Consider the following 21,688-nt stretch of genomic DNA (forward strand, 5'->3'; position numbering starts at 1 on the left):
ACCTGCGCGGTGAAGGCCGAGCCGGCGCCGACACTGCCGGCGAACACCCCCGCCTCGGTCACCGTCACCGCCCGCGTCGCGCGCCCCGCCTCGGTCCAGCTCTCGCCGTCCTGCGAGTGGCGCAGCACGAAGGTGTCGCCGCTCCGCTCCAGCCGCAGATACGGCGCCGCACCCGCAGCGATCGGCGTGTTGAACACCGCCGTGGTCTGGCCCGCCACCGTGATCGCCCCGAAGGCGCGCAGCGTCGTGCCGTCATGGAAGGTGTCGAAGCGCAGCCAGGTGTCCCCCCCCGCCTCCACAAGAAAGCCCTGCATCTGGAACGCCCGCGACGGCGCCGACAGGAACCGCGCTTCCAGCGCGAAATCCGCGTCCGGCATCGCCTGCAGCGCCCGCGGCACCGTCTTCGTGCCCTGCCACAGATCGAACGTGCCGCCAGAGGTCGACAGCGTCAGGAACGCGTCCGCCGCGTTCGTCCCCTCCCCCTGCGCCGTGCCCGGCGGCGTCGTCACCTGCCACGCCGGCCCGGGACCCACAACGAAATCGTCGGATGCAAACATCACTTGCCCTCGAAGAGGTTAATGCAATTCGCCCGCCAAGGAGCGTCCTCAAGATGTCGCGTCCCGCTTCGGGAACGCCCAAAAAATGACCCGACGCCGCAAAAGCGTTGACCGGCGCCGGTGGATAGAGCCTACTGCACTTCGGGTCCGCCGCACAGCGAAATTCCTCGCCATGGTGCGAGCCGACACGGAAGCGTCCGAATTACCGGCTCTCGATCAACGCTGAGGTGAAGAATGCCGCCCCTCTGGCGCCCTTGCCGCGAAATCCGGCCGGCGCTTACCTTTGACAGGATCGATGTGCCGATTCGTGGCGCGGGCGCGATGCGGACCGGCCGGTCGATCGTGGCCCTCGCGCGGGTCTTGGCGGCCTGCGCGTTTGCGCTCACCTGCGCCTCGAGCCTCGCCGCACAGACGGCCGTCGACGGCCCTTCGGCGCTCAAGAGCGCGCTCGGGCTGGCATCGGGCGGGGAGACGTTCGACCTCGCGCCGGGAGAGTATGGCAGCCTCGTCCTCGACGCCGGTTTCCCGCAAGCGGTCACGCTGCGAAGCGCCGAGCGCCACGGCGCCAGGTTCGCCGACATCCTGATCGGCGGCGGTCGTGTCGTCCTGGACGGGCTCCGCGTCGACGGGAGCTTCCGGGCCGAGCTGGCCCACGGTATCCAACTGCGCAACAGCCTGCTGACCGGACCGGTCGAGTTTGCCCGGTCACAAGAGATCGTGGTGCGTGGCAACGACATGCGCACGCTGTTCATCGAGTCCTCCACCGATTTCACACTGGACGGCAACCTGATCCACCGCACGGATCACGATCTGCTCAGGGTCATGGGGCCGTCCGCGAACGGCCGGATCACGGACAATGTCCTTTGGGACATGATCCCGAGACGCTTCGCCGACGGCAGCTATACCCACGCGGACGCGATCCAGTTCTTCGGGCGCGAGACCGGGACACCGCATGACATCGTCATCCGCGGCAACCTCATCTACGACGACCCGCGGACCGGGGACGGCGGCAACCTTTGGGGCCAGGGCATCTTCTTGTCCGATGCCGGCGCCGAGGGCTACCGCGATATCGTGGTCGAGGAGAACCTGATCGCCGTGGGCTCTCCCAACTCGATCTTCTTCAAGGACGCGACCGGCGGGCAGAACATCCGCATCGCGAACAACACGCTGCGGCCCTGGCCCAACGGCGACGGCGGATGGATACGTCTCATCGGCGACAGCCGGGGCGTGACCGCGGAGCGGAACGCGGCCGCCGGGATCGAGGCCGATGGCGGCGCACGTCTGGCCGGCAACCTGATCTATTCTGACACGGCGGGCGATCCGACTCATCCCAGCCGGCTTTTTGCGGGTTCGGGGGACGGAGCGAACTGGCAGGATTTCCTGCCTCGACCCGGCAGCCCGATCGATCTGGGCCACGGCATCGGAGCGTCGGTTCGCTTGCGGGCGCTGCAGAAGGGTACAGCCCGCTAGGCCCTGGCGCCGGGGCCGAAAATGCGGGTCCGACGGAAGCGCGCTCGGGCCGCACCGCGAGGGTCCGCCGGGCCGGCACATCCGGTTCGAGAGCTGCTCCCTGTCTTGCCGAAGCTCAGGCCAGTCGCGACAGCAGGGCCTTCGCGCGTCCCGAGGCCACCGTCCGCCAGTTGTAACCGGCCGCGGCCTTGCGCGCGCGGGCGCCCCATTCGTCGCGCAACTGGGGACAGCGTCCGAAGCGCTCGAGCTGCATTGCGATACTGTCCGGGTCGCACGGATCGACCATTGCGACGCAGCCGGTTTCCGCGCCGATCCTGCCGGCGCCCATGGGTGAGGCGATGACGGGGAGCCCCCGGGACGCGGCCTCCAGTGTCACCAGCGGATCGCCCTCCTCGAACGAGGGCAGCACGAACACGTCGGCCTGCGAATACAGCGAGGCGACATCGGTCACGAAGCCCAGGCACCGGACGTCGGACCGATCCAGTAGCGGCTGGCAGAGGGTCCGGACCGCCGGCTCCATGCCGCCCGCGATCCAGAGCTCCCCCTCAATGCCGGCACGCTCCCATGCCCGCAACAACTGGTGAGTGCCCTTGCGGATACTGCTCCGACCGACGAACAGGAAGACGGGGCGCGTCCGGCGACCGGCGCCGCCGCACTTCGCGCCAACACGGTCCGGTTCGAAACCGTAGCTGCAAGAGATGACAGACCCGGCGGCAAGAGGCGAGGTCGCGAGCGCGGCCTCCACACCGGGGCTGGGCGCGAAGAAGTGGGTGGTCAGCGCCAGCTTTTCGTCCTCGTCCCGGATTCGATCATCGGTGATGCCGTGCGCCGGCGCCAACCCCTCGGCCGCGTAGGCCGCGTCGAGGATCTTGCGCGCTTCGGCCATGCGCGTGTTGATGCCGTCGACGACCACGGGAAGCTCCAGAGCGCGAGCGGCTTCGAACGCGGCCAGCGAAGCGCCGGGCCAGAGATACGCGACGTCCCCCCGCCTGAGGTCCGACAGATACCGCCGCTCCGCCACGCGGGCGGCGGGACCGCGCACGTGCCGATAGGGCAGTAAGTTCAGAATGCGTGGAACGGTCGGCAGAACGGCCACGCCGGCGGGCCGATCCCGCGCACGCGAAACGTAGCACGGGCCGCCAAGGCCGGACGCCGCCATGCCGGACAGCAGGCTGAGACAGGTGTAGCTGGGACCCACGCCGTCGGCGGCCATGGGCAGAAGAGTCATCAACCGCATGTCAGATGATGCCGAGCGGCGGACGGGACAAACGATCAGCGGAACAGGTCCCGGACCCTCGCGACGCAGGGATGGTCGAATACATGAAAGAATCTCTTGCCGAAAAAGGAACTGCGACGCATGCTATCGTGGATTTTACAAAGACCCATAACTTAATCGTCGCGGAAAGTGATTTTTATGACCTTGGACTTCGAGCGCGCGCCGAAGGTCTCCATCGTTGTGGTGAGCTACAACACGCGGGACATGACCCTTGAATGTCTGCGATCGATTGTGGCGGAAACCGACCTGCCCCACGAGATCGTCGTTGTCGACAACGCGTCCGGCGACGGATCCGCCGAAGCGATCGCGGCGGAATTTCCCAGCATCCGGCTTCTGGCCGAACGGCGCAATCACGGGTTCGCCCTGGCCAACAATATCGCGGCAGATATCTGCCGGGGCGAGTACATCCTGCTTCTCAATCCCGACACGGTGGTGCTCGATCACGCCGTCGACCGGCTGGTCGCATTCGCCGCGGCGCGACCGGACGCGATGATCTGGGGCGGGCGGACGCTCTATGGCGACGGCTCTCTCAACACGACGAATTGCTGGCGCAGAATGACCTTGTGGAGCCTGTTGTCGCAGGCGGCTGGCCTCAACTCGATCTTTCGCAACAGCGCTGTCTTCAATCCGGAAGCCTATGGCGGTTGGCCCAGAAACAGCGAGCGGGAGGTCGATATCGTCACCGGGTGCCTGCTTCTGATAGAGCGCGCAACCTGGCAGCAGCTCGGAGGTTTCGACCCGACCTACGTGATGTACGGCGAGGAAGCCGACCTGTGCCTGCGGGCCCGGGCGCTCGGCGCCCGGCCGCGAATTTCCCCCGAGGTCGAGATCGTCCATTACAAGGGTGCGTCCGAAAAGATCAGGGCGGACAAGCTGATCCGCCTGATGCGCGCCAAGATCTCTCTCATCGACGCACATTTCCCGATGGCGTCGCGGCCTCTGGGGCGTTTTCTCTTCGCCCTCTGGCCACTGAGCCGCCACATCTATGCGACTCTCCTCGGCCGCGGCGAGGCGCGCGCCACCTGGTACGAGGTCTGGCGGCGACGCTCCGAATGGCGCAGCGGCTGGCCGCCGGTCGCGCGTCCGGCGATGGCGCCGCCGCCGCGTTCCACGGTCTGATCGTGACCACCGCCGCGATGGATATCGGCGCAACGGGGGCCGACCGAGCCTCCGGGACCGAAGTCCGCGACGGGGCGGGCAAGTCCCGAATCCTGGTGGCATGCTTCGTGCTGGCCCTCTGCATCCCAATCCAGGTTTATCTCGGCGATCTTCGGCTCTCCTTCTACCGGATCGTGCTTCTGTTGCTCATATTTCCGGCGGCGGTCCGGTTTCTCGTCGACAAGGACATTCGCTGGCGCGCCGCCGACGGACTTATCCTCTTTCACTGCCTGTGGATGGCCGCGGCCCTGGTCTCCAACGGCGCCGGGATCGACTCGGCGGGCATCTCCATCATCGAGACCGCGGGAGCCTGGCTGCTTGCGCGGGTCTACGTGCGCGACCTGGCGGGGTTCGTGTCCATGGTGCGCGTGTTGTTCCTGTGTGTGATCCTGAGCATTCCGTTCGCGTTCTACGAAGCGGTCACGGGCGTTCCCATCGTGCTCGAGATGCTCGACAAGATCGCCACGGTGCTACCGAACGTACCGCACGAACAACGTTTCGGCCTCGACCGCGCGCAAGTCGTCTTCGACCACCCGATCCTTTACGGGATGTTCTGTTCGCTGGCTTTCGCGCTGTCGATCTACGTGCTCGGAGGTCCCAGGAGCGGTGCGACCAGACTGCTGCGCGGAGCCGGGGTCGGCGTCGCCACGTTCCTGTCGCTCTCCTCGGGAGCGCTGGTCTGTCTCGCCGTGCAGGGCGCGCTGATGTCCTACGATTACCTCCTTAGGGCGGTCCGCGCGCGCTGGATCATCATGCTGTCCGGCGCCTTAATTCTATACGCCGCGCTCGAAATCGCGTCGAGCCGCACGGTCCCCGAACTGCTCATCCCGGTTCTGGCGCTCAACCCCGGGACCGCCTGGACCAGGCTGGCCGTAAACGATGCCGCCGTCATCGACATCATGGCCCAGCCATGGCTTGGATACGGGCTGAACGCGTGGAGTCCCAGCACGCCCGTGCCGACGGCAAGCATCGACAATTTCTGGCTCGTGATCGCATTCCGCTCCGGCGTTCCGGGGATCCTCAGCCTCGTCCTGGCCGTCCTCGCGAGCGTCTGGACGCTCGCCCGCGCCAAGGGCGTGTCGCCTGCCGGCAATGCCTGCCGTACGGCCCTGTGCATCTCCATCCTGGCCTTCTGCGTCGCGGTGCTGACCGTGCATCTTTGGAACGCCAGCTACTGCATCTTCGTATTCATGCTGGCCTGCGGGCTGTGGATCGCTGACGTTCCGCCCACGGTCGATGAGCGATCCGCGACGGGGGACGGGCCGTCCCCCGCTGCCCGCCCGGCCACGATGTATTCCCGCTTCGACGGAACATCTCCGCCTGTCAGATATCGGAGGCCACTCCATGACCAGTGATTTCGGACCGGACGACGAATGTGCGGTTTTCATCTCGTTCGACAATCCGTTCTCGCTCGCCGCGGCGGCGCTCATTGGGTCGATCGTCAAACGCAAGCAGACGACACGCGCCCTGACGATCTACATGGCCGGGATCGACGTGACCCGCAGGAACCGCGTCCGGATCGAGGCGATCGCCGCCGGCCGTAAGGACGTGAACCTCCACTGGCTGTCGCTCGACGGTGCTTTGCGGCGGCATCTGCAGGAGCTCTACACGCGGGCGAAGACGTTCTACCCGCCGGCTGCCTACAGCCGGCTCGTCATGGACTCGCTGCTTCCGGCCCACGTCTCCCGCATCGTCTACCTTGATGTCGACACGATCCTGCGCCGCGACGTCTGCGACCTCTACGACACGCCGATGGACGGCAACGTGATGCTCGCGGCCATCGACCCGCTCGTGGCCGCGTCGGGATCTGCGGCGCTGTGCGGTGTCGGCGAAGCGCCCGGGAACGCGACGATGCGCTACGGCGAACATCTCTCGGCGCTCGTGGCGCGGGCGAACACGGCCGGCCTGAGCTTCGCCGGGGACCAAGACTATTACCAGTCCGGCGTGCTCGTCATCGACGTCACGGCCTACCGCAACCACCGCTGCGCCGAACGGATGCTCGAAGCGACCGGACGGATCAGAGACCTGCCCTTTCCCGATCAGGATGCGCTCAATATCGTGCTGGCCGGCCGCATCGGCACGCTGGATCCGCGCTGGAACATGGTGGCGACGCTCTACGGCCTCTTCGAGACCGGGAGGAGCCCCCTCCCCGCAGACAGCATGAACGCGCTTCTGTCGGACCCCTGGCTGGTGCATTTCACCAGCCGCCCGAAACCCTGGCATCTGGGATGCACCCATCCTTTTGCAAGCGAATGGCACGCGGCCCTGCATGGGACAGCCTTTCAGGACTGGACGCCCAACCGTCTCAACCAATCCCTTGCGCGCATTCCGCGCGGTCTTCGCGTTGCGCGCAAATTGCTTGCGCGCCGCCTCGGTGCGGGCGGGCACGCATGACCAGGCAGCCACCCGAAGTCAGCATCGTCCTGCCGGTCTACAACCGGGAGAGCACGCTCGGCCGAGCGCTCGACAGCCTCACTGCTCAGCACGCGCACGACATCGAGATCATAGTCGTCGACGACGGCTCGTCGGACGGCAGCCGCCCCCTCGCCGAAGCCTGCGCGGCGCGCGACCCCCGGATCACCGTCAGGCAGACGCCGCGCAATCTGGGCGCGGCCGGCGCGCGAAATGTCGGCATCGACGCGGCTTCGGGGCGCTATATCGCCTTTCAGGACAGCGACGACAGGTGGTTCCCCGAAAAGCTGACCCGGCAACTGAAGGCACTGCGCGAAAATCCGGCCGCTCGCGCATGCTATTGCGGCGCGGTCTATTTTTCGACCGCCCAGTCCTATTACATCCCGCGACACGGGACCATCCGGCGGCCGAACGGGCAGATCTTCGAGGATCTCCTGGTGTCCAACGCGACGACACCGCAGACCCTGCTACTGGAGCGCGCGCTGCTTTCCGAATGCGGCGGTTTCGACGAAAATCTGAGGATCAACGAGGATTGGGACCTGGCGTTGCGGATCGCGAAGCACACCGCCTTTGCCTTCGTTCCCGAGCCGCTGGTGATGATCTACCGCACGCCGGGAAGCGTCTCCTCGGACCTTTCCGCGGACGCGCTCTTCCGCGAATGGCTGCTCGAGACCTACGCGTCAGATTACGCCCGGCACCACCGGGCCCGCGCACGCCAGAGATACATCGCCGGCGCGCAGCACCTGGCGCTCGGCGATTACCGGCGGGCACTGCGGCTTCTGGTACAATCCATGCGCGATGCGCCATCGCCGCGATGTGCCGCGCAGATCGCCAGGATCCCGATTTCCTGGCTGAGCGGCAGGAGGCCGGCATGACCCGACGCCCGAAGGCCACGATCATCGTGCCCCATTTCCGCGACAACGCGCGGCTGCAACGCTGCCTCGCGGCGCTGGTGCCGCAACTGCGTCCCGATGTCGAAGCGCTGGTCGTCGATAACGGCTCCCCCGAGTGTCCGTCGGTCCCGGCGCCGGTCAGGCTGGTGTGCGAGAACCGGTCCGGCGCCGCGCATGCGCGCAACCGCGGCGTGCACGAAAGCAGCGGCGAGCTACTGTTTTTTCTCGATTCCGATTGTGTGCCGGAGCGCGACTGGCTCGAAACGGCGCTTCGCACGGCCCGGAATGGCGATGTCGTCGGCGGCGCCGTGGTGGTCTTCGACGAAGCGCCGCCGCCCCATACCGGCGCTCAGCTCTTCGAGCGGATCTTCGCGTTCGACAACGAGCGGTACGTCACGCGCAAGGGGTTCTCGGTCACCGCCAACATGCTGACGTCCCGCGCGGTCTTCGAGGCCGTCGGCCCGTTCCGCGACGGCGTCTCCGAGGACCTCGACTGGTGCCTGCGCGCGCGGGCGGCCGGGTTCTCGATCGCCTACGCCCACGCGCTGCGCGTAGCGCATCCGTCGCGCGCGGACTGGACAGAACTTCGGCGGAAATGGCGCCGGCTGACGCGTGAGGGCTTCGGGGTCAACGGTGCCTCGCCGCGCGCACGCCTCATCTGGGCGCTGCGGGCCCTGGCCATGCCGCCGAGCGTCCTGGCCCATCTGCCGAGGATCCTTCGGGCGCCCGGACTTCGCGGCACGGAAAAGACCCGCGCCCTGGCGGTCCTCGTCCGTCTCCGGCTTCTGCGCATGACATGGATGCTTGCGCAGGCATTCGGCCCGGACAAGTTGAACGACGGTACATAAAGGGACCCGGGCGCCATGAAACCGCTTGACGGAGCATCGCTTTCTACGGCCTTATGACGGCGACGGGCGGCATTATTGAGACCCGTCACAATGACTTTTTTCACGTCGGCCGTTCGAATTTTCCGGGTCGGTTTTGAAGTAAAAGGGGATTTCTATAATGAAGGTGGCGATTCTCGCTGGGGGAAAAGGAACCCGTCTCGCCGAAGAGACGAGTGTTCGCCCCAAGCCGATGGTCGAAATCGGCGGACGGCCGATTCTCTGGCACATCATGATGCTCTACTCTCACTACGGCTTTAACGACTTCGCCGTGGCTCTGGGGTACAAGAGCGAGTACATCAAGCGCTACTTCGCCGAATACGGCTCGCTGTCGGGTAATCTGACCGTGCGCATGGGATCGGACATCCCCGTGCAGCCGCACGAGCGCAACCACGCGCCCTGGCAGATCGACCTGATCGAGACCGGCGACGAAACCATGACAGGCGGCCGCGTGAAACGGCTCAAACCGCAGCTCAACGGCGGCACCTTCATGCTCACCTGGGGCGACGGCGTCTCGGACGTTGACATCCCGCGCCTGATCGACTTCCACAAATCGCACGGCAAGTTGGCGACGATCACGGCGGTGCGCCCGCCGGCGCGGTACGGCCACATGCGGTTCGACGGCGACAGGGTCACCGCCTTCGAGGAAAAGCCGCAGACCGCGGAAGGCTGGATCAACGGCGCCTTCTTCGTGCTCGAGCCCGAAGTGCTCGACTACATCGAGGGCGACGACGTGATGTTCGAACACGCTCCGCTGGAGAACCTCGCCCGCGATGGCGAACTCATGGCCTACCGCCATGACGGTTTCTGGTCCGCGATGGACACCCTGCGCGACAAGCACGTCCTGCAGAAACTCTGGGATACCGGCGGCCGGCCCTGGGCCCTGTGGGAGCACTGAAATCATGAAAGTTCTGGTAACCGGACACCGCGGCTATATCGGTGTTGTGCTGACCCCCATGCTGCGCGCCGCGGGTCACGAGGTCATCGGCCTCGACAGCGATCTCTACGAGCGGTGCACTTTCGCACCGGGCGGCGACATGATAGCCGTACCCTCGCTGCTCAAGGACATCCGAGACGCCGAACCGGCGGATTTCGAGGGTGTCGACGCGGTCATGCACCTGGCCGCGCTGTCCAACGATCCGCTCGGAAATTTCCACCCCGAGACGACGTTCGACATCAACTTCGAGGGCACCATGCGCGTGGCCCGCGCCGCGAAGGCGGCGGGCGTGTCGCGGTTCGTGTTCTCGTCCTCCTGTTCTAACTACGGCGCGAGCGGGCCGGACTTCATCGACGAGACCGGCGCCTTCAATCCGGTCACGCCCTACGGGGAGAGCAAGGTCCGCTCGGAACTCGGCCTGGCGGAGTTGGCGGACGAGTCGTTCTGCCCGACGTATCTGCGGTCGGCCACCGCCTATGGAGTCAGTCCGCGCATCCGCTTCGATCTGGTGCTGAACAACCTGGTCGCCTGGGCGCTTACCACCGGCAACATCCACATGAAGTCCGATGGCACGCCGTGGCGGCCGATCACCCATGTGGAGGACATCGCGCGCGCCTTCGTCGCCACGCTCGACACGCCGGCCGAGACGATCCGCAACGAGGCATTCAACGTCGGCGTGACCGAGCACAACTACCAGATCCGCGATCTCGCCGAGATCGTCGCCGAGGTCGTGCCGAACTGCACGATCACCTACGCCGACGACGCCGGCCCGGACACCCGGTCCTACCGCGTGAACTGCGACAAGATCCGTCGGGTGATGCCACATTTCCGGCCGCAATGGGACGCACGGAGCGGCGCCGAGAGCCTGTTCTTCGCATACCGCTCGCAGCATCTGACGCTCGAGGCGTTCGAGGGGCCGCGCTACCAGCGTATCGGTCACATCAAGAAGCTGATCGAGGACGGGGTCATCGGGTCCGATCTGCGCCATCGCCAGGCCCGTATTCCGGGCTTGGCGGACTCGTTCCGCAACGACGCCGCCGACTGCACCTGCACCTCCTGCGCGCACGAGGGGCTGGAGCCGATCCTCGACCTCGGCATGATGCCGCGCTCCGACGGGCTGCTGGAAAGCGGCGCGCTGCAGAACGGCGAGAACCTCGTCCCCCTGCGGCTTGGTTACTGCCCGCAATGCACGCTGGTGCAGTTGCTCGAAACGCGGCCCGCCGAGGAGATGTTCGGCGACGACTACGTGTATTTTTCGTCCTATTCCGAAGACCTGCTCGCACATTCGCGCAAGAACGCGGAAGAACTGATAGCGGCGCGCAATCTGGGCGCCGATGAACTGGTGGTCGAGATCGCCTCCAACGACGGCTACATGCTGCAGAACTTCAAGGCGCACGGCGTGTCGGTTCTGGGCGTCGATCCGGCGAGCCAACCGGCCACGGCGGCGCGGGAGAAGGGCATCGAGACGGTCATCGACTTCTTCGGAACGCGCGTGGCCGCCGCTCTGCGGGAATCGCACGGGCCGGCCGACGTCATCATCGGCAACAACGTGGTGGCGCATGTCGCCGACCAGAACGATCTGGTCAAAGGCATGGCAACGCTGCTGGCCGAAGACGGCCAGGTGGTCGTCGAGTTTCCCTACGTGCGCGATCTGATCGACTTCGGCGAATTCGATACGATCTATCACGAGCACTTGTGCTATTTCTCGGTCGGCTCGGCCAAGACCCTGTTCGAGCGTCACGGCCTGCACCTCAACGACGCGCGCCGCCTGCCGATCCACGGCGGCTCGCTGCGCCTGTACTTCGGCAAGCGCCCCGAACCGACCGAGCGCGTCGAGGCGCTTCTCGCCGAGGAACGGGAACTCGGACTCGACCGTTTCGACTACTACGCCGATTTCGGCACGCGCGTCCGGTCCTTCCGGGACGCGGCGCGCAAGCTGGTCTCGGAAATCCGGGCGGAAGGCAAACGCATCGCGGCCTACGGAGCGGCGGCCAAAGGCACGATCCTGCTGAATTATCTGGCGCTCGATCCCGGATCAATCGAATACGCCGTGGACAAGAACATCCACAAGCACGGCAAGTACATGCCCGGCGTGCAGGTGCGCATTGACGCCCCCGAAAAGCTGATGTCCGACAGGCCGGAATACGTCATGATCCTGCCGTGGAACTTCCGCGACGAGATCATCCGCCAGCAGCAGGATTTCCTGCAATCAGGCGGCAAGTTCGTTGTCCCCATTCCGTCGCTCGAGATTGTCGGAGCCTGACATGGCACGGGACCAATGCCCCGCCTGCAGATCGCGGTCCTTGACCGCGATCTACCGGCTCGACTCGATTCCGGTTCAGTCCTGCATCCTGCTCGACAGCGAGGAGGAAGCCCGCAACTTTCCGCGAAGGCCGCTCGAACTGCGGTTCTGCGACCAGTGCGGGCTGGTGTTCAACTCTGAATTCGACCTGTCGATGGTGGACTACGCTTCCGCCACCGAGGAAAGTCAGCATTTCTCCGGCACGTTCAACCGCTTTGCCCTGTCGCTCATCGACGACATCGTCGAGAATGATGATGTCGCCGGCGCCAGGATCCTCGAGATCGGTTGCGGCAAAGGCGACTTCCTGCAGGCGCTGGTGGAAAAAACCGGCGGTCGGGGTCTCGGCATCGACCCGGGGTTTATTCCCGAGCGGATCAAGACGGCGGGCGATCAAGACATTGAGTTCCGCAAGGAATACTTCGATCCCGACAAGATCGAACTTGTTCCGGATTACGTCGTCTGCCGCCATACGCTCGAGCACATTCCCGAGGTTGGCTATTTCATGGTGGATATCGCCCGGGCGATGCGCGGAAATTCCCGCGCCGGCATCTTTTTCGAGACGCCCGACGTGGCGCGCGTGCTCGATGAAGGTGCGTTCTGGGATATCTATTACGAGCACTGCTCGTATTTCACACTCGGCAGCCACGCACGACTGTTTCGCCGAATGGGCTTCGGTATCTCGCGGCTTTATCTGGCATATGACGGCCAGTACATCATCCAGCATGCGCAGCATCGCGACACCCGACCGCTACCTGAAGAGAACGATCTCGATCGTGTGCGCGGACTGGCAGCCCGTTTCCCCGCCCAGGTCGACCGAATGCGGAGTTACTGGCGAGACTTCGTGACGGAGAAATCCGCCCTCGGCCAAAGCGTCGCGATCTGGGGCGGTGGTTCAAAGGGTGTGTCGTTCCTGACCACCGACGGGCTCGACGTCCATGTCGATCAGGTTGTCGACATCAATCCGCACAAGCTCGGAAGGTACCTTCCGGGGACCGGCCTTCGGGTGTCTTCGCCAGAGGACTTGCGCCAATCGCCCCCTGATGCGGTGATTGTCATGAATCCGGTATACAGATCGGAAATTGCACAGCAACTTGGCGGTATGGGCATCACGCCCGACATTTACACGCCCGAGAGTATCGAGACGGGGATTGTGGTTTGACGCAAACCGGCTTGCCCGTTAGGCTAAGCGTAGCCAATTACGGCTTTTCGGACATTTCGCTACCGCAGGTCTATGTCGCCTATGCCGGGTCGAACTCAATCCAGAGGCTTTGTCGCCGTCCCGGTCATGCTGATCGCGATTTCCGTATCGTCGGTCGTGTTCTGGGTCCTGCTGATCGCAATGTTCATGCGCCCTGGGGGCATGTGGGCCAGCGAGGTCGGCATCTCTCTTGGCGTTGCGGTTGCGGTCTTCGTGGTCATCGCCGTGGCACTTCGGGTGCGGGAGGTCCTGTGCAGAAGGACAACCGATGCATCCGTGACGTCGGATGGACGCCGGTTCGAGAAAGATTGAACGCATGTTTTTGCGGCTTCGCCCGGTCTTCGGCCGCCGGGGGCCGGCGACGCGGTAAATTCACGGCGCATCGCAAGTCGTTCTGTACTTTTGACGCGACTCGACCTATCTTGGAACTACAATTTTATTGATGGATTGAATCATGAGAGCAGGCTTCTTTCCAGGCCTCGTCCTGGCTCTGTGCACAGCACTTGCATTCTCTGCCCCCAAGGCTGCGAACGCGACCTCCTACCCCGAATTCTCTATCGATTTCGACGCATCGTCGATCAACGTGTCGACCGCCACTTGCAGCGCGAATTGCGGCGTGACGGCTAAGTTCACGAAGTCCGGCACCAAGTCCCACACGTTCAAGAACGAGGGGGAGATCTGGTCGCTCAACAACCTTATCCAATGGTCGATCAAGGCTCCGGTCTGGTCGGTCTATGACATCACCGTGGACCTGCTGTTCAAGTCCCCGGACGAGGTGAGCTCCCAGACCGACGGCAAGGGCATTTTCTGGTCCTTCAGCGGCCTGTTGAGCGGTAACAAGCTGTGGTGGGACGACTGGACCAAGACGGTCGCATTCGACCAAGGCTCGGAACTCGCGCTCTGGTTCGAGGATGGCGCGAGCATCGGTCTCGGGTCGAAGCTGAAGACCGATGTCCACCTCATGGCAAAGACCCTCGTGGGCAACTCGTCGCCCTCGCCGGTCCCGCTCCCTGCAGCCTTGCCTATACTGATGGCAGTTCTGGGCGGGCTCTGGGCCTTGGGAACGCGGCAGCGCCGCCGGTCCATGGCCCTGAGCTGACGTCGGCTCGCTGCCGGGCCGCACCGCAGACATGAATGAGGCCGGTCGCGAGACCGGCCTTTTCGTTGTGCGGGGAGTTCGTTGCGGCGTTGCCGGGTGCTCTTCGGGAATTGCCGCATGCACGTCCGAAGCGGCCGGCCCGATCCGCCTGGATCAGAACCGACACTTCGTCAGGACGATCCCGGCAACGGCAATATACTGCGCAAGATCGCTTTCCACCCGGTCGAGCTCGGCCACCGAGGTCTCACCGGCTGCGCCGACGATGACCGCGCAATCGGCGAACCTGGACGCCGCGATCACCTCGTCTCCCAGGAAATGCGGGGCGCAGTCGAAGAGTATGATATCGGGCTCGAGCGCGCGCTGTACTGTATCGATCTGATGGGCCGCCTGTTCCGATTGCAGCACGTAACCGGGGTCGGAGACCGGCGCGCGGCTTGCTGATACCGCCAGGTTGCCGCCGGCGCGCCGGATCTGGGTGGCGTGGTCCACACGCCCGCACAGAAGATCCGCCACCCCGTGCGTCGGCCTCAACCCAAGCACCCTGCCGAGTTCCGCGCGCTGAAGGTCAAGGTCCATGACAAGACAACGAAGGTCGATCTGACGCTGCAACGCAAGTGCCAGGTTCGCGGTGACCGTCGTGGCACCGCAGCCCGCCCGCGGCGAGGTTATCAGCACACGGCGCCATTGTTTTTCGCTCATCAACCGAAGCAGGCGCGTCCGGAGCATGTCGACTTCCGACTGATCGCTACTGCCAGGCCGCGTCGCCAGCCGCATGCGCGCCAGGTGCCGGGGATCGGGTGCGAACGGTGCGAGCGTCGCCCAAGCTTCCTCGGAGGCGCGCACGCGCCTGTCCGGGTGGATCACGCCGCCCTTGTCTCGATGGATTCTCGATTTCGTGATCGCACGCTGCAACCGTTCCATGCCGTCGTACCCCTGAAAGTAATGCACTCTCGACCGTTTCGCCTACAAGCTCGCCTTCGCCCGAATGACAGCCGCAAGCTCCTGCAGCCGTGCCAGGTCGAGGTCGGCCACCAGCAGCGGCCAGCCGATCGCGGCCGCGATGAGCATCGCCAGCCCCGCGACGAACGCACGATTGTACGCCACTTCTTGCGGAGACCGCGAATAGGAGAACGTCGCCAAGGGGGTGATGCCGAGCGCGCGCTTGATCTCTACCGGTCGGCGGATCCGCTTTCTGGTGAATTCCAGAAGCAGGATAGCGCCAAGACCGAGAAAGACACCGAACAGGCCGGCGCCGGCGGCGATCATCTTGCGATTGGGCTTGGACGGCCGTGTCGGGATCTCCGCCGGCTGAACCACCGACAGGCGCGCACCCTTGGAGAGGACCTCGATGCGTTCGCCCGTGGCCGCGGCCGAGTAGCGGCTCACCGCATCGTCGTATTGCTGCTGCGTATTGTCCCGGTCCCGGCGAAGGGAATCGAGCGCTATGCTGTTCCCCGGCGTCAGGTCTATCGCTTCCTGCAGTTCCTGGAACTCTGCCTGAAGCGTCGTGACCATCTTGCGACGCTCCTCGATCTGGCTGTCGATCTCGACAAGCTGGGCCTCAAGGACGCCGGCCCCGCTGCGCGTCGGCTCGGCGCTTTCGGGGTCGACGCCCGCGACGAGCTGTTCGAGCTGGGCGATCCGGGCGGAGAGTACACGCAAGCGGGGGTGCCGATCGCTGAACGTCGCGGAAAGACGCAGGAACTCGCCTCGCAGTTCACGCAGCTCTTGCTCTTCAGGGCTGAGCGACCGTGGATCGGACGACGACGTCAGCCCCGTCAGTTCGAAAACGTTGACCAGCCGCGCGCGTTGATCCTCGAGCTGACCGACTTCACGACGTGCCTGAGTGATCCGCTCATTGAGCAGGGTCTGCCGGTTGAGCCGGAAATCGAGCGTTTCCGGCAAGGCCCCGAGGTTGGCGTTCTGAAACTCCAGGATGCGGCGATTCATCTGGTCGAGCTCTTCGCCCAGACGCTGGACCTCGTTGCGAAAGAAAGTGAGCGTGCCACCGGCCACGTCGTTGCGGAACTCCGCGTCCGCGTTCAGAAACTGGTCGGAGAGGTCGTTGGCGATCGCGGCCGCTGTTGCCCCGTCGGTGGCTTCGGCGCCGATCACGACAACCGAAGGATCCCCCCGACCGCCACGCACCTGGATCGAGATCGACCGGTAGGTTCGCGACGCGATTTCCTCGATCCGCAGATCCGGTTCCTCGGCGTACAGTTCGAGACGTTCGGCGAGTTGCAGGAGGTTCTCGCTGCGCACAAGCCGTTCGCGGATCACCAGAAGCTGCTGATGCGGATCGGTGCGCACGGTGGACGCAGCCAGTTCCACCGGAATCTGCGACGTCTCGACAAGCAATGTGGCCTGCGCCTGGTACTTCGCTGGCAGGTTCAACGCGACGGCCAGCCCCAGAGCGGTGACCGTCACCACGACGGCCAAGAACACCGGAAGCCGGATGAGGAACACCCGCAGGAAATAGCCGGGCTCAAAATGCATGGCAGACCATCGCGAAAAGACCTTGGATGAACGGAATTGGTAAGTGTTTGTCCGGCGTGAAATCTGGCTTCGGCCGGCGCGACGTGAAGGAAAGTGGCGTCAGAGGCCACGGCCCCAATGTCCGCTCGGTCATTCGAGCCAGACGCGGTACGTCCACTTCTGGGGCAAGATCGTCGACGCCACCGTTAGCGTCGCACGCCCGAAACGGCCGGCGCCATCGAGACGCTGAGCCCAAGGGCGAAGCTCCACGACAAAAGTCAATTCGCTCATATCGCTTCCAATCGAAAATATGTCGATCTATAGGCGGGACCCGCGACATCGAGGGATGCCGGGGCAAATCAAAATCGTTTCGCGCGACGGACCGGAAAGCAGTCTTGTCGATAAATTATCCCGTCTATGCTAACCCCGCGGACGGCAGATCGTCAAGACCGCCGCGAAGACGGTCTTGCTGCCCGAGAACATGGCCGGCGCCATGCTGCATTTTCGGACGACCGACGCCGGGCGTGGAGGAGAGACAGGCTCTCAGCCGGGCAGGTCGGACACTGTCCGGCTGGCCGTTCTGGCGGTGTCCTGCCAGCTTGGCCGACGGCGACCTTCCTCCAGAGCCGTCTGGGCAGCGACCCGTCTCGCATCGGCGTCAGACAGCAGGTCGCGCAGCGCGTCCGCGAATGCCGCCGCGTCGTCTGGCGGTACGAGCCGCCCCGCGCCCGGCGGCACGGTGTCGGAAACGGCGCCTGTCGCACAGCTCACGATCGGCAACCCGTGAACCAGCGCCTCGTCGAACACGATGCCGTACCCTTCGTATCGCGTGGCAAGCGCAAAGAGCGTCGCCTCTCGGTAAAGCTGACCGATTTCCTCCTGCGGCACACGGCCGGCGAAGCGGACCCGATCACGAAGACCTAGAGCGCCCATAAGTCTTTCGAGATCGAGGGCATGCGCGGCGTCGTGCACCTTCCCGACGACGGTTGCCTGCCAGGCCAGGTCGGTCGTGCGCGCCAGCGCGTGCATCAGAACGTCATGCCCCTTGCGCGGATGCTGGATGCCGACGGACAGGATCAGCGGCGGATCGACCGGTCTCGGCGGTCCGGCCGGCGGCAGCGTGCCAGGCCGCGCCACGGTGATGCGCCCCTTATCGACGCCGTAGCGGTCGATCAGGATCGCTCTTGTGTGCGGGCTTGGCACGAGGACATGAACGGCATGGCGCAAGTTGTTGCGTTCGGTGCGGTAAAGATGTTCCGCCCGCGGAGGGTCGAGACCGCTTTCCAGCGCCAGCGGATGATGGATCATGGCGACGATCGGCGCCCGCACTCGGGCCAGCCCCGCCGTGTCGAGACTGCCGAAAACCAACCCGTCGAGGATGACCGGCCGGGCCGGTTCGATAGCGGCTAGCTGCGCGACGGCATCGGTTGTCGCTGCGACGTCCGGGTCGGGAAAGCTCGGATCGAGTTCGATGTGCCGCACGTCGTGACCGAGCGCGCGCAACCCTTCCAGAAGCCGCTTCTCGTAGAGAAAGCCGCCGGTCAAGGTATTGATATCGCCTGGAATGGCAAAGGCGAGCGCTCTCATCGCGCGACCTGTTCGGCGGCGTAGCGGGAGAGGATGCGGGCCTCGACCCAGGCCACCCCGGCATAGCCCAGCACCGACACAAGTGCCACGACCACGATCGAGGACCAAAGCATGTCGTAATCCGACAGCGACGCCGAGAGCGCCATGAGTGCACCCACGCCCTGCCCCGTACCCAGCCATTCCACCACTGTAACCGCGAGCACGGACGCCGGGACGCCCATGCGCGCGGCAGCGAAGAAGGCCGGCAGCATCGCCGGCAGGCGCACGTGAACCAGCCGCGCGACCGGCCCGGCCGCATAGCTGCGCAGCACGTCGAGGATCTGGCCAGGCGCCTGCCGCAGCCCGTGCAGGCAGGCCACGAAGGTCGGGAAGAAGACCATGACGGCGACAAGCGTGATCGTGCCCGCCGGCCCCCGGCCGAGCAGCAGCACCGCCAGCGGCGCGGTCGTCACGATGGGCACTGAGCGCAAGGAGACCGCGAGCGGCATGGCCACCGCCGCCGCGGCCGGCACCAGCGTCAGCAGCGTCGCGAGCCCGGCGCCGAGTGCGAGCCCGGCAAGGTAGCCCGGCACGACCAACTTTGCGGTCTCGCCGAGTGCCGCCAGCAATGTCGTCCGTGTCTGAGCCGCGTCCGGAGCCAGCAGCAGCGCCTCGAGCACGTCCCCAGGCCGCTTGGCGAAGAACGGCGTGAGGTCGAAGGCCGCCATCGCGCCCCACCACAGGGCAAGGGCAAGAACGAGGGTGATGAATGCGTTCAGAATCGGCTTGTTACGCCGCAATCCCGATGTATCCGGCGACGCGAGGATGACCGGCGGCGGCGCCTTGGTGAGCGCCCGCGCCAGTGCCCCGATCGCGGCGTAGGCGGCGATCGACACGGCGGCCGCAGTGCAGGCCAGCGCCCAGGTCGCCGGCACGTCGAGCGCGCGCATCGCACGGATCGTCAGCACGCCCATGCCGCGCTCGGCGCCGGTGAACTCTCCCACCATGGCGCCGAGAAAGGCCGCCGGCGCGGCGATCTGAAGCCCGGCGAAGAGGTACGGCAACGCCGCCATCGCCCTCACGTGAACCAGCTCGGATCCCCTGCCCCTTCCGTAACTGCGGATCAGCTCGAACCAGCTCGACGGCGCCGCGCGCAGCCCCACCAGCAGCGGCACGTAGGTCGTGTAATAAACCGCCATCGCCGCGAGGGTGACCTGCGGGCCGTCGCCGGGGCCGTAGAGCACGCGCAGGATCGGACCCGTCGCCACCAGAGGCAGGCAGAAAACCAGCAGCGCGAGGCCTGACAGCGTGCGCTGCGTCACCGGCCAGAGGATGGCGACCGTGGCAAGTGCGACGGCGGCAAGGTTGCCCCAAAGGAAGCCGAGCGCGGCGTTGCCCAGCGTCTCGGCCAACGCCCGCGACATCAGCCCGGTGTTTTGCGCGAGGTACCGCGCGACCTCCAACGGACTGGCGAGGATGAAGGTGCCGGCGAGAACGCGCGCCGCAAGCTCCCAGCCCAGCAGGATCACCGCGAGGCCGAGCAGCGGCTCGACGAACGCGCCGACGCGCCGGGACGGCGCCGGATCGGCGGCAACCGCGTTCATTGCGCGGCGAGCCGCGGGCGGGTCTCGGCCATACCGGCGGCCAGCGCCTCCGACACCTCGGACGTTCGTGCAAGGAAGGCCGGATCGGTCGACAGGCTGGCGCGGCGCGGACGGTCGAGCGGCACCGCGATATCGGCCACGACCCGCGCGGGACGGCCCGAGAACACCAGCACGCGGTCCGACAGCATTACCGCCTCGCTCACCGAATGGGTCACGAGAAGAGTCGTCGCACCGCGCGCCTCCCACAGCGGCGGCAGATCCTCGGCGAGCTGTTGCCGCGTGAGTTCGTCCACGGCGCCGAAGGGCTCGTCGAGAAGCAGCACCCGCGGCCGCGTCACCATGGCCCGCGCAATAGCGGCGCGCTGGCGCATCCCGCCCGAGAGCGCAGCAGGTCGCGTGTCGCCGAACCCGCCCAGTCCGACCAATTCGATCAATCTGGAAATCGCTTCTGCATCGACGGGTTGTCGGGCGAGCTTCAACGCCAGCGTCACGTTGCCCCGCACCGTCCGCCAGGGCAACAGCGACGGATCCTGGAAGGCCATCGACAACGCGCCCTGCCGCAACGTCTCGGCCGGCGGCGCCCCTGCGATAGACACCTCTCCTGCAGAGGGTGTCTCCAGCCCCGCCACCAGGCGCAGAAGGGTGGACTTGCCGCACCCGGACGGCCCGACAAGCGCTGTCGTCTGTCCGGCCGCGAATGCGAGGTCCGTGGGCCGCACCACCTCGGTCGCCCCGAAGCTCTTGGCGAGGCCCGTACAGACGATCTCGGCGGGTTCGGTCATCAGGCGCCGTGGATCTCTTCGAGGATGGAGCGGTCCCAGAGATCCGGCGTCACCTCGAAGCCCAGCAGCTTCATGGTCTCGATATTGCGCGCCACGCTCTCCTCGGTCCACCAGCCGAAGCCGTTCTCGTCGCTGACATCGGAGAACATCAGTGGCACCTGGCGTTCGGCCTGAAGCTTCTGCGTCTCGAGGTCGAGTCCGAGGTCGGGGAACTTGTTCACCGTCAGTTCGGCGGCGGCATCGGTGTCCTCGCGGTAGGCAGTCCAGCCCGCGATTTCGCCCTCCAATAGTGCGCGAAGCTCGTCCCGGCGGTTGGCGATGCTCTCCTCGGTGGCGATGTAGCATTGCGAATGAAGCTCGTAGCCGTAATCGGCGAGCAGCATCGTTACCGGCTCCGCACCCTGGATGATCATGGCGACCGGCAGGTCGGTTTCCCAGCAGAGCAGGCAATCCACGTCGCCGGACAGGAGCGGCGTCGCGGTATATTGCGTCGGCACCAGCTCGATCTCGTCGATGTTCACGTCGTTCAGCGTGCAGAGCGCCTGCAGCACCGGCATGTTCGCCAGCGCCATGCCGATGCGCTTGCCGACAAGGTCCTGCGGCCGCTCGATCGGAGCGCCGGACAGCGAGGCGACGACGAAGGGGTTCTTCTGCATCGCCACGAAGATGATCTTGAACGGCGCGCCCTCGTTCACCGCCGGCGCTGTGTAGTCGACGCCCGAGATTCCCATGAGCGCGGTGCCGGAAATCACCGGCGGCTCCACCGGCGCGTTGGGCCCGCCCTGCAAGAGCTGCACATCGAGGCCCCTTTCTGCCCAGGCACCGTTTTCCTGTGCTATGTAGCTGCCGGCGAATTGCACCGAATGCAGCCACGATAGCTGGAATGCGACAGAGGTCTGCGCGTGGGCGGGCCGCCCGAGGGCCAGCGCACCAAGACCGGCGCTGCCGGCGGCAAGAAGGGAACGACGGGTCAGTCGCGTCTGGGACATCGGGGAACCTCCTGTTTCGCCGAGAGATTAGGCCGCGGCAGCCCCTTGGAAACCGGAATACTGTGTCGCAGGGTCCGGTGCGGCAC

General features: G+C 65.6%; 19 protein-coding genes. 11 read left to right on the plus strand and 8 right to left on the minus strand.

All coding sequences use genetic code 11. The features are described from left to right. Nucleotides 1–557 (minus strand): DUF1349 domain-containing protein (locus F3H57_RS22640; RefSeq protein ID WP_149758264.1); only part of this gene is annotated, 557 nt, incomplete at its 3' end. A 297-nt stretch (nucleotides 558–854) separates the two neighbouring features. Between F3H57_RS22640 and F3H57_RS19715 the strand changes: the two genes are divergently transcribed. Continuing rightward, nucleotides 855–2,027, plus strand: a complete 1,173-nt coding sequence (locus tag F3H57_RS19715; protein WP_188129765.1) for a right-handed parallel beta-helix repeat-containing protein — start codon at nucleotides 855–857, stop codon at nucleotides 2,025–2,027. Between the two features lie 115 nt (nucleotides 2,028–2,142). On the opposite strand, the gene F3H57_RS19720 is transcribed toward F3H57_RS19715, so the two are convergent. Then, complete coding sequence (locus F3H57_RS19720; RefSeq protein ID WP_188129766.1) at nucleotides 2,143–3,255, minus strand: glycosyltransferase family 4 protein; 1,113 nt, start codon at nucleotides 3,253–3,255, stop codon at nucleotides 2,143–2,145. 186 nt (nucleotides 3,256–3,441) lie between these two features. Here F3H57_RS19720 and F3H57_RS19725 point away from each other — a divergent pair, with 186 nt between their 5' ends. The 10 genes from F3H57_RS19725 to F3H57_RS19775 all read left to right on the plus strand — a co-directional run bounded on the left by F3H57_RS19725 (nucleotide 3,442) and on the right by F3H57_RS19775 (nucleotide 14,186). Continuing rightward, on the plus strand, nucleotides 3,442–4,422 hold the full coding sequence (locus tag F3H57_RS19725; protein WP_149758270.1) for a glycosyltransferase family 2 protein: 981 nt from the start codon (nucleotides 3,442–3,444) through the stop codon (nucleotides 4,420–4,422). Continuing rightward, a complete protein-coding gene (locus F3H57_RS19730) occupies nucleotides 4,356–5,816 on the plus strand; it encodes an O-antigen ligase family protein (protein ID WP_149758272.1) in 1,461 nt (486 codons plus the stop codon). Before F3H57_RS19725 ends, F3H57_RS19730 begins: the two co-directional genes overlap by 67 nt. After that, a complete protein-coding gene (locus F3H57_RS19735; protein WP_188129767.1) occupies nucleotides 5,806–6,855 on the plus strand; it encodes a glycosyltransferase family 8 protein in 1,050 nt (349 codons plus the stop codon). Before F3H57_RS19730 ends, F3H57_RS19735 begins: the two co-directional genes overlap by 11 nt. Further along, complete coding sequence (locus F3H57_RS19740; protein WP_188129768.1) at nucleotides 6,852–7,748, plus strand: glycosyltransferase family 2 protein; 897 nt, start codon at nucleotides 6,852–6,854, stop codon at nucleotides 7,746–7,748. The genes F3H57_RS19735 and F3H57_RS19740 overlap by 4 nt, the downstream gene beginning before the upstream one ends. Continuing rightward, complete coding sequence (locus F3H57_RS19745; protein WP_149758277.1) at nucleotides 7,745–8,614, plus strand: glycosyltransferase family 2 protein; 870 nt, start codon at nucleotides 7,745–7,747, stop codon at nucleotides 8,612–8,614. Before F3H57_RS19740 ends, F3H57_RS19745 begins: the two co-directional genes overlap by 4 nt. 157 nt (nucleotides 8,615–8,771) lie before the next feature. Beyond that, nucleotides 8,772–9,548 carry a glucose-1-phosphate cytidylyltransferase gene (gene rfbF / locus F3H57_RS19750; protein WP_149758280.1) on the plus strand — a complete coding sequence of 259 codons (777 nt, stop codon included), beginning with the start codon at nucleotides 8,772–8,774 and terminating at the stop codon, nucleotides 9,546–9,548. A 4-nt stretch (nucleotides 9,549–9,552) separates the two neighbouring features. Then, nucleotides 9,553–11,850 (plus strand): NAD-dependent epimerase/dehydratase family protein, encoded by a 2,298-nt coding sequence (locus tag F3H57_RS22645; protein ID WP_223163165.1) that lies wholly within the window; start codon nucleotides 9,553–9,555, stop codon nucleotides 11,848–11,850. 40 nt (nucleotides 11,851–11,890) lie between these two features. After that, entirely contained in the window at nucleotides 11,891–13,048 is a 1,158-nt protein-coding gene (locus F3H57_RS19765; RefSeq protein ID WP_223163166.1) for a class I SAM-dependent methyltransferase, read from the plus strand. 126 nt (nucleotides 13,049–13,174) lie between these two features. Further along, on the plus strand, nucleotides 13,175–13,399 hold the full coding sequence (locus tag F3H57_RS19770; protein ID WP_149758284.1) for a hypothetical protein: 225 nt from the start codon (nucleotides 13,175–13,177) through the stop codon (nucleotides 13,397–13,399). A 142-nt stretch (nucleotides 13,400–13,541) separates the two neighbouring features. Beyond that, nucleotides 13,542–14,186 (plus strand): VPLPA-CTERM sorting domain-containing protein, encoded by a 645-nt coding sequence (locus F3H57_RS19775; RefSeq protein WP_149758286.1) that lies wholly within the window; start codon nucleotides 13,542–13,544, stop codon nucleotides 14,184–14,186. Between the two features lie 153 nt (nucleotides 14,187–14,339). Here F3H57_RS19775 and F3H57_RS19780 read toward each other — a convergent pair whose 3' ends face one another. The 6 genes from F3H57_RS19780 to F3H57_RS19805 form a co-directional block, all read right to left on the minus strand. Then, complete coding sequence (locus tag F3H57_RS19780) at nucleotides 14,340–15,107, minus strand: CpsD/CapB family tyrosine-protein kinase (protein WP_149758287.1); 768 nt, start codon at nucleotides 15,105–15,107, stop codon at nucleotides 14,340–14,342. Nucleotides 15,108–15,149: 42 nt separating this feature from the next. Next, complete coding sequence (locus F3H57_RS19785) at nucleotides 15,150–16,682, minus strand: GumC family protein (RefSeq protein ID WP_149758289.1); 1,533 nt, start codon at nucleotides 16,680–16,682, stop codon at nucleotides 15,150–15,152. Nucleotides 16,683–17,204: 522 nt separating this feature from the next. Continuing rightward, on the minus strand, nucleotides 17,205–18,248 hold the full coding sequence (locus F3H57_RS19790) for a glycosyltransferase family 4 protein (RefSeq protein ID WP_149758291.1): 1,044 nt from the start codon (nucleotides 18,246–18,248) through the stop codon (nucleotides 17,205–17,207). After that, nucleotides 18,245–19,831 (minus strand): ABC transporter permease, encoded by a 1,587-nt coding sequence (locus F3H57_RS19795; RefSeq protein ID WP_149758293.1) that lies wholly within the window; start codon nucleotides 19,829–19,831, stop codon nucleotides 18,245–18,247. Before F3H57_RS19795 ends, F3H57_RS19790 begins: the two co-directional genes overlap by 4 nt. Next, nucleotides 19,828–20,613, minus strand: a complete 786-nt coding sequence (locus F3H57_RS19800) for an ABC transporter ATP-binding protein (RefSeq protein ID WP_188129769.1) — start codon at nucleotides 20,611–20,613, stop codon at nucleotides 19,828–19,830. Before F3H57_RS19800 ends, F3H57_RS19795 begins: the two co-directional genes overlap by 4 nt. Beyond that, nucleotides 20,613–21,602 (minus strand): ABC transporter substrate-binding protein, encoded by a 990-nt coding sequence (locus F3H57_RS19805; RefSeq protein WP_188129770.1) that lies wholly within the window; start codon nucleotides 21,600–21,602, stop codon nucleotides 20,613–20,615. Before F3H57_RS19805 ends, F3H57_RS19800 begins: the two co-directional genes overlap by 1 nt. Between the last annotated feature and the right edge of the window lie 86 nt (nucleotides 21,603–21,688).

It is taken from the genome of Roseivivax sediminis (assembly GCF_900112685.1).
In the GTDB taxonomy this organism is placed as follows: Bacteria; Pseudomonadota; Alphaproteobacteria; order Rhodobacterales; family Rhodobacteraceae; genus Roseivivax; species Roseivivax sediminis.

Coding starts and splice junctions, on each gene's coding strand:
- F3H57_RS19720 (WP_188129766.1), bottom strand. CDS start 3,255: ATGACTCTTCTGCCCATGGCCGCCGACGGCGTGGGTCCCAGCTACACC.
- F3H57_RS19725 (WP_149758270.1), top strand. CDS start 3,442: ATGACCTTGGACTTCGAGCGCGCGCCGAAGGTCTCCATCGTTGTGGTG.
- F3H57_RS19730 (WP_149758272.1), top strand. CDS start 4,356: ATGGCGCAGCGGCTGGCCGCCGGTCGCGCGTCCGGCGATGGCGCCGCC.
- F3H57_RS19735 (WP_188129767.1), top strand. CDS start 5,806: ATGACCAGTGATTTCGGACCGGACGACGAATGTGCGGTTTTCATCTCG.
- F3H57_RS19740 (WP_188129768.1), top strand. CDS start 6,852: ATGACCAGGCAGCCACCCGAAGTCAGCATCGTCCTGCCGGTCTACAAC.
- F3H57_RS19745 (WP_149758277.1), top strand. CDS start 7,745: ATGACCCGACGCCCGAAGGCCACGATCATCGTGCCCCATTTCCGCGAC.
- rfbF (WP_149758280.1), top strand. CDS start 8,772: ATGAAGGTGGCGATTCTCGCTGGGGGAAAAGGAACCCGTCTCGCCGAA.
- F3H57_RS22645 (WP_223163165.1), top strand. CDS start 9,553: ATGAAAGTTCTGGTAACCGGACACCGCGGCTATATCGGTGTTGTGCTG.
- F3H57_RS19770 (WP_149758284.1), top strand. CDS start 13,175: ATGCTGATCGCGATTTCCGTATCGTCGGTCGTGTTCTGGGTCCTGCTG.
- F3H57_RS19775 (WP_149758286.1), top strand. CDS start 13,542: ATGAGAGCAGGCTTCTTTCCAGGCCTCGTCCTGGCTCTGTGCACAGCA.
- F3H57_RS19780 (WP_149758287.1), bottom strand. CDS start 15,107: ATGGAACGGTTGCAGCGTGCGATCACGAAATCGAGAATCCATCGAGAC.
- F3H57_RS19785 (WP_149758289.1), bottom strand. CDS start 16,682: ATGCATTTTGAGCCCGGCTATTTCCTGCGGGTGTTCCTCATCCGGCTT.
- F3H57_RS19790 (WP_149758291.1), bottom strand. CDS start 18,248: ATGAGAGCGCTCGCCTTTGCCATTCCAGGCGATATCAATACCTTGACC.
- F3H57_RS19795 (WP_149758293.1), bottom strand. CDS start 19,831: ATGAACGCGGTTGCCGCCGATCCGGCGCCGTCCCGGCGCGTCGGCGCG.
- F3H57_RS19800 (WP_188129769.1), bottom strand. CDS start 20,613: ATGACCGAACCCGCCGAGATCGTCTGTACGGGCCTCGCCAAGAGCTTC.
- F3H57_RS19805 (WP_188129770.1), bottom strand. CDS start 21,602: ATGTCCCAGACGCGACTGACCCGTCGTTCCCTTCTTGCCGCCGGCAGC.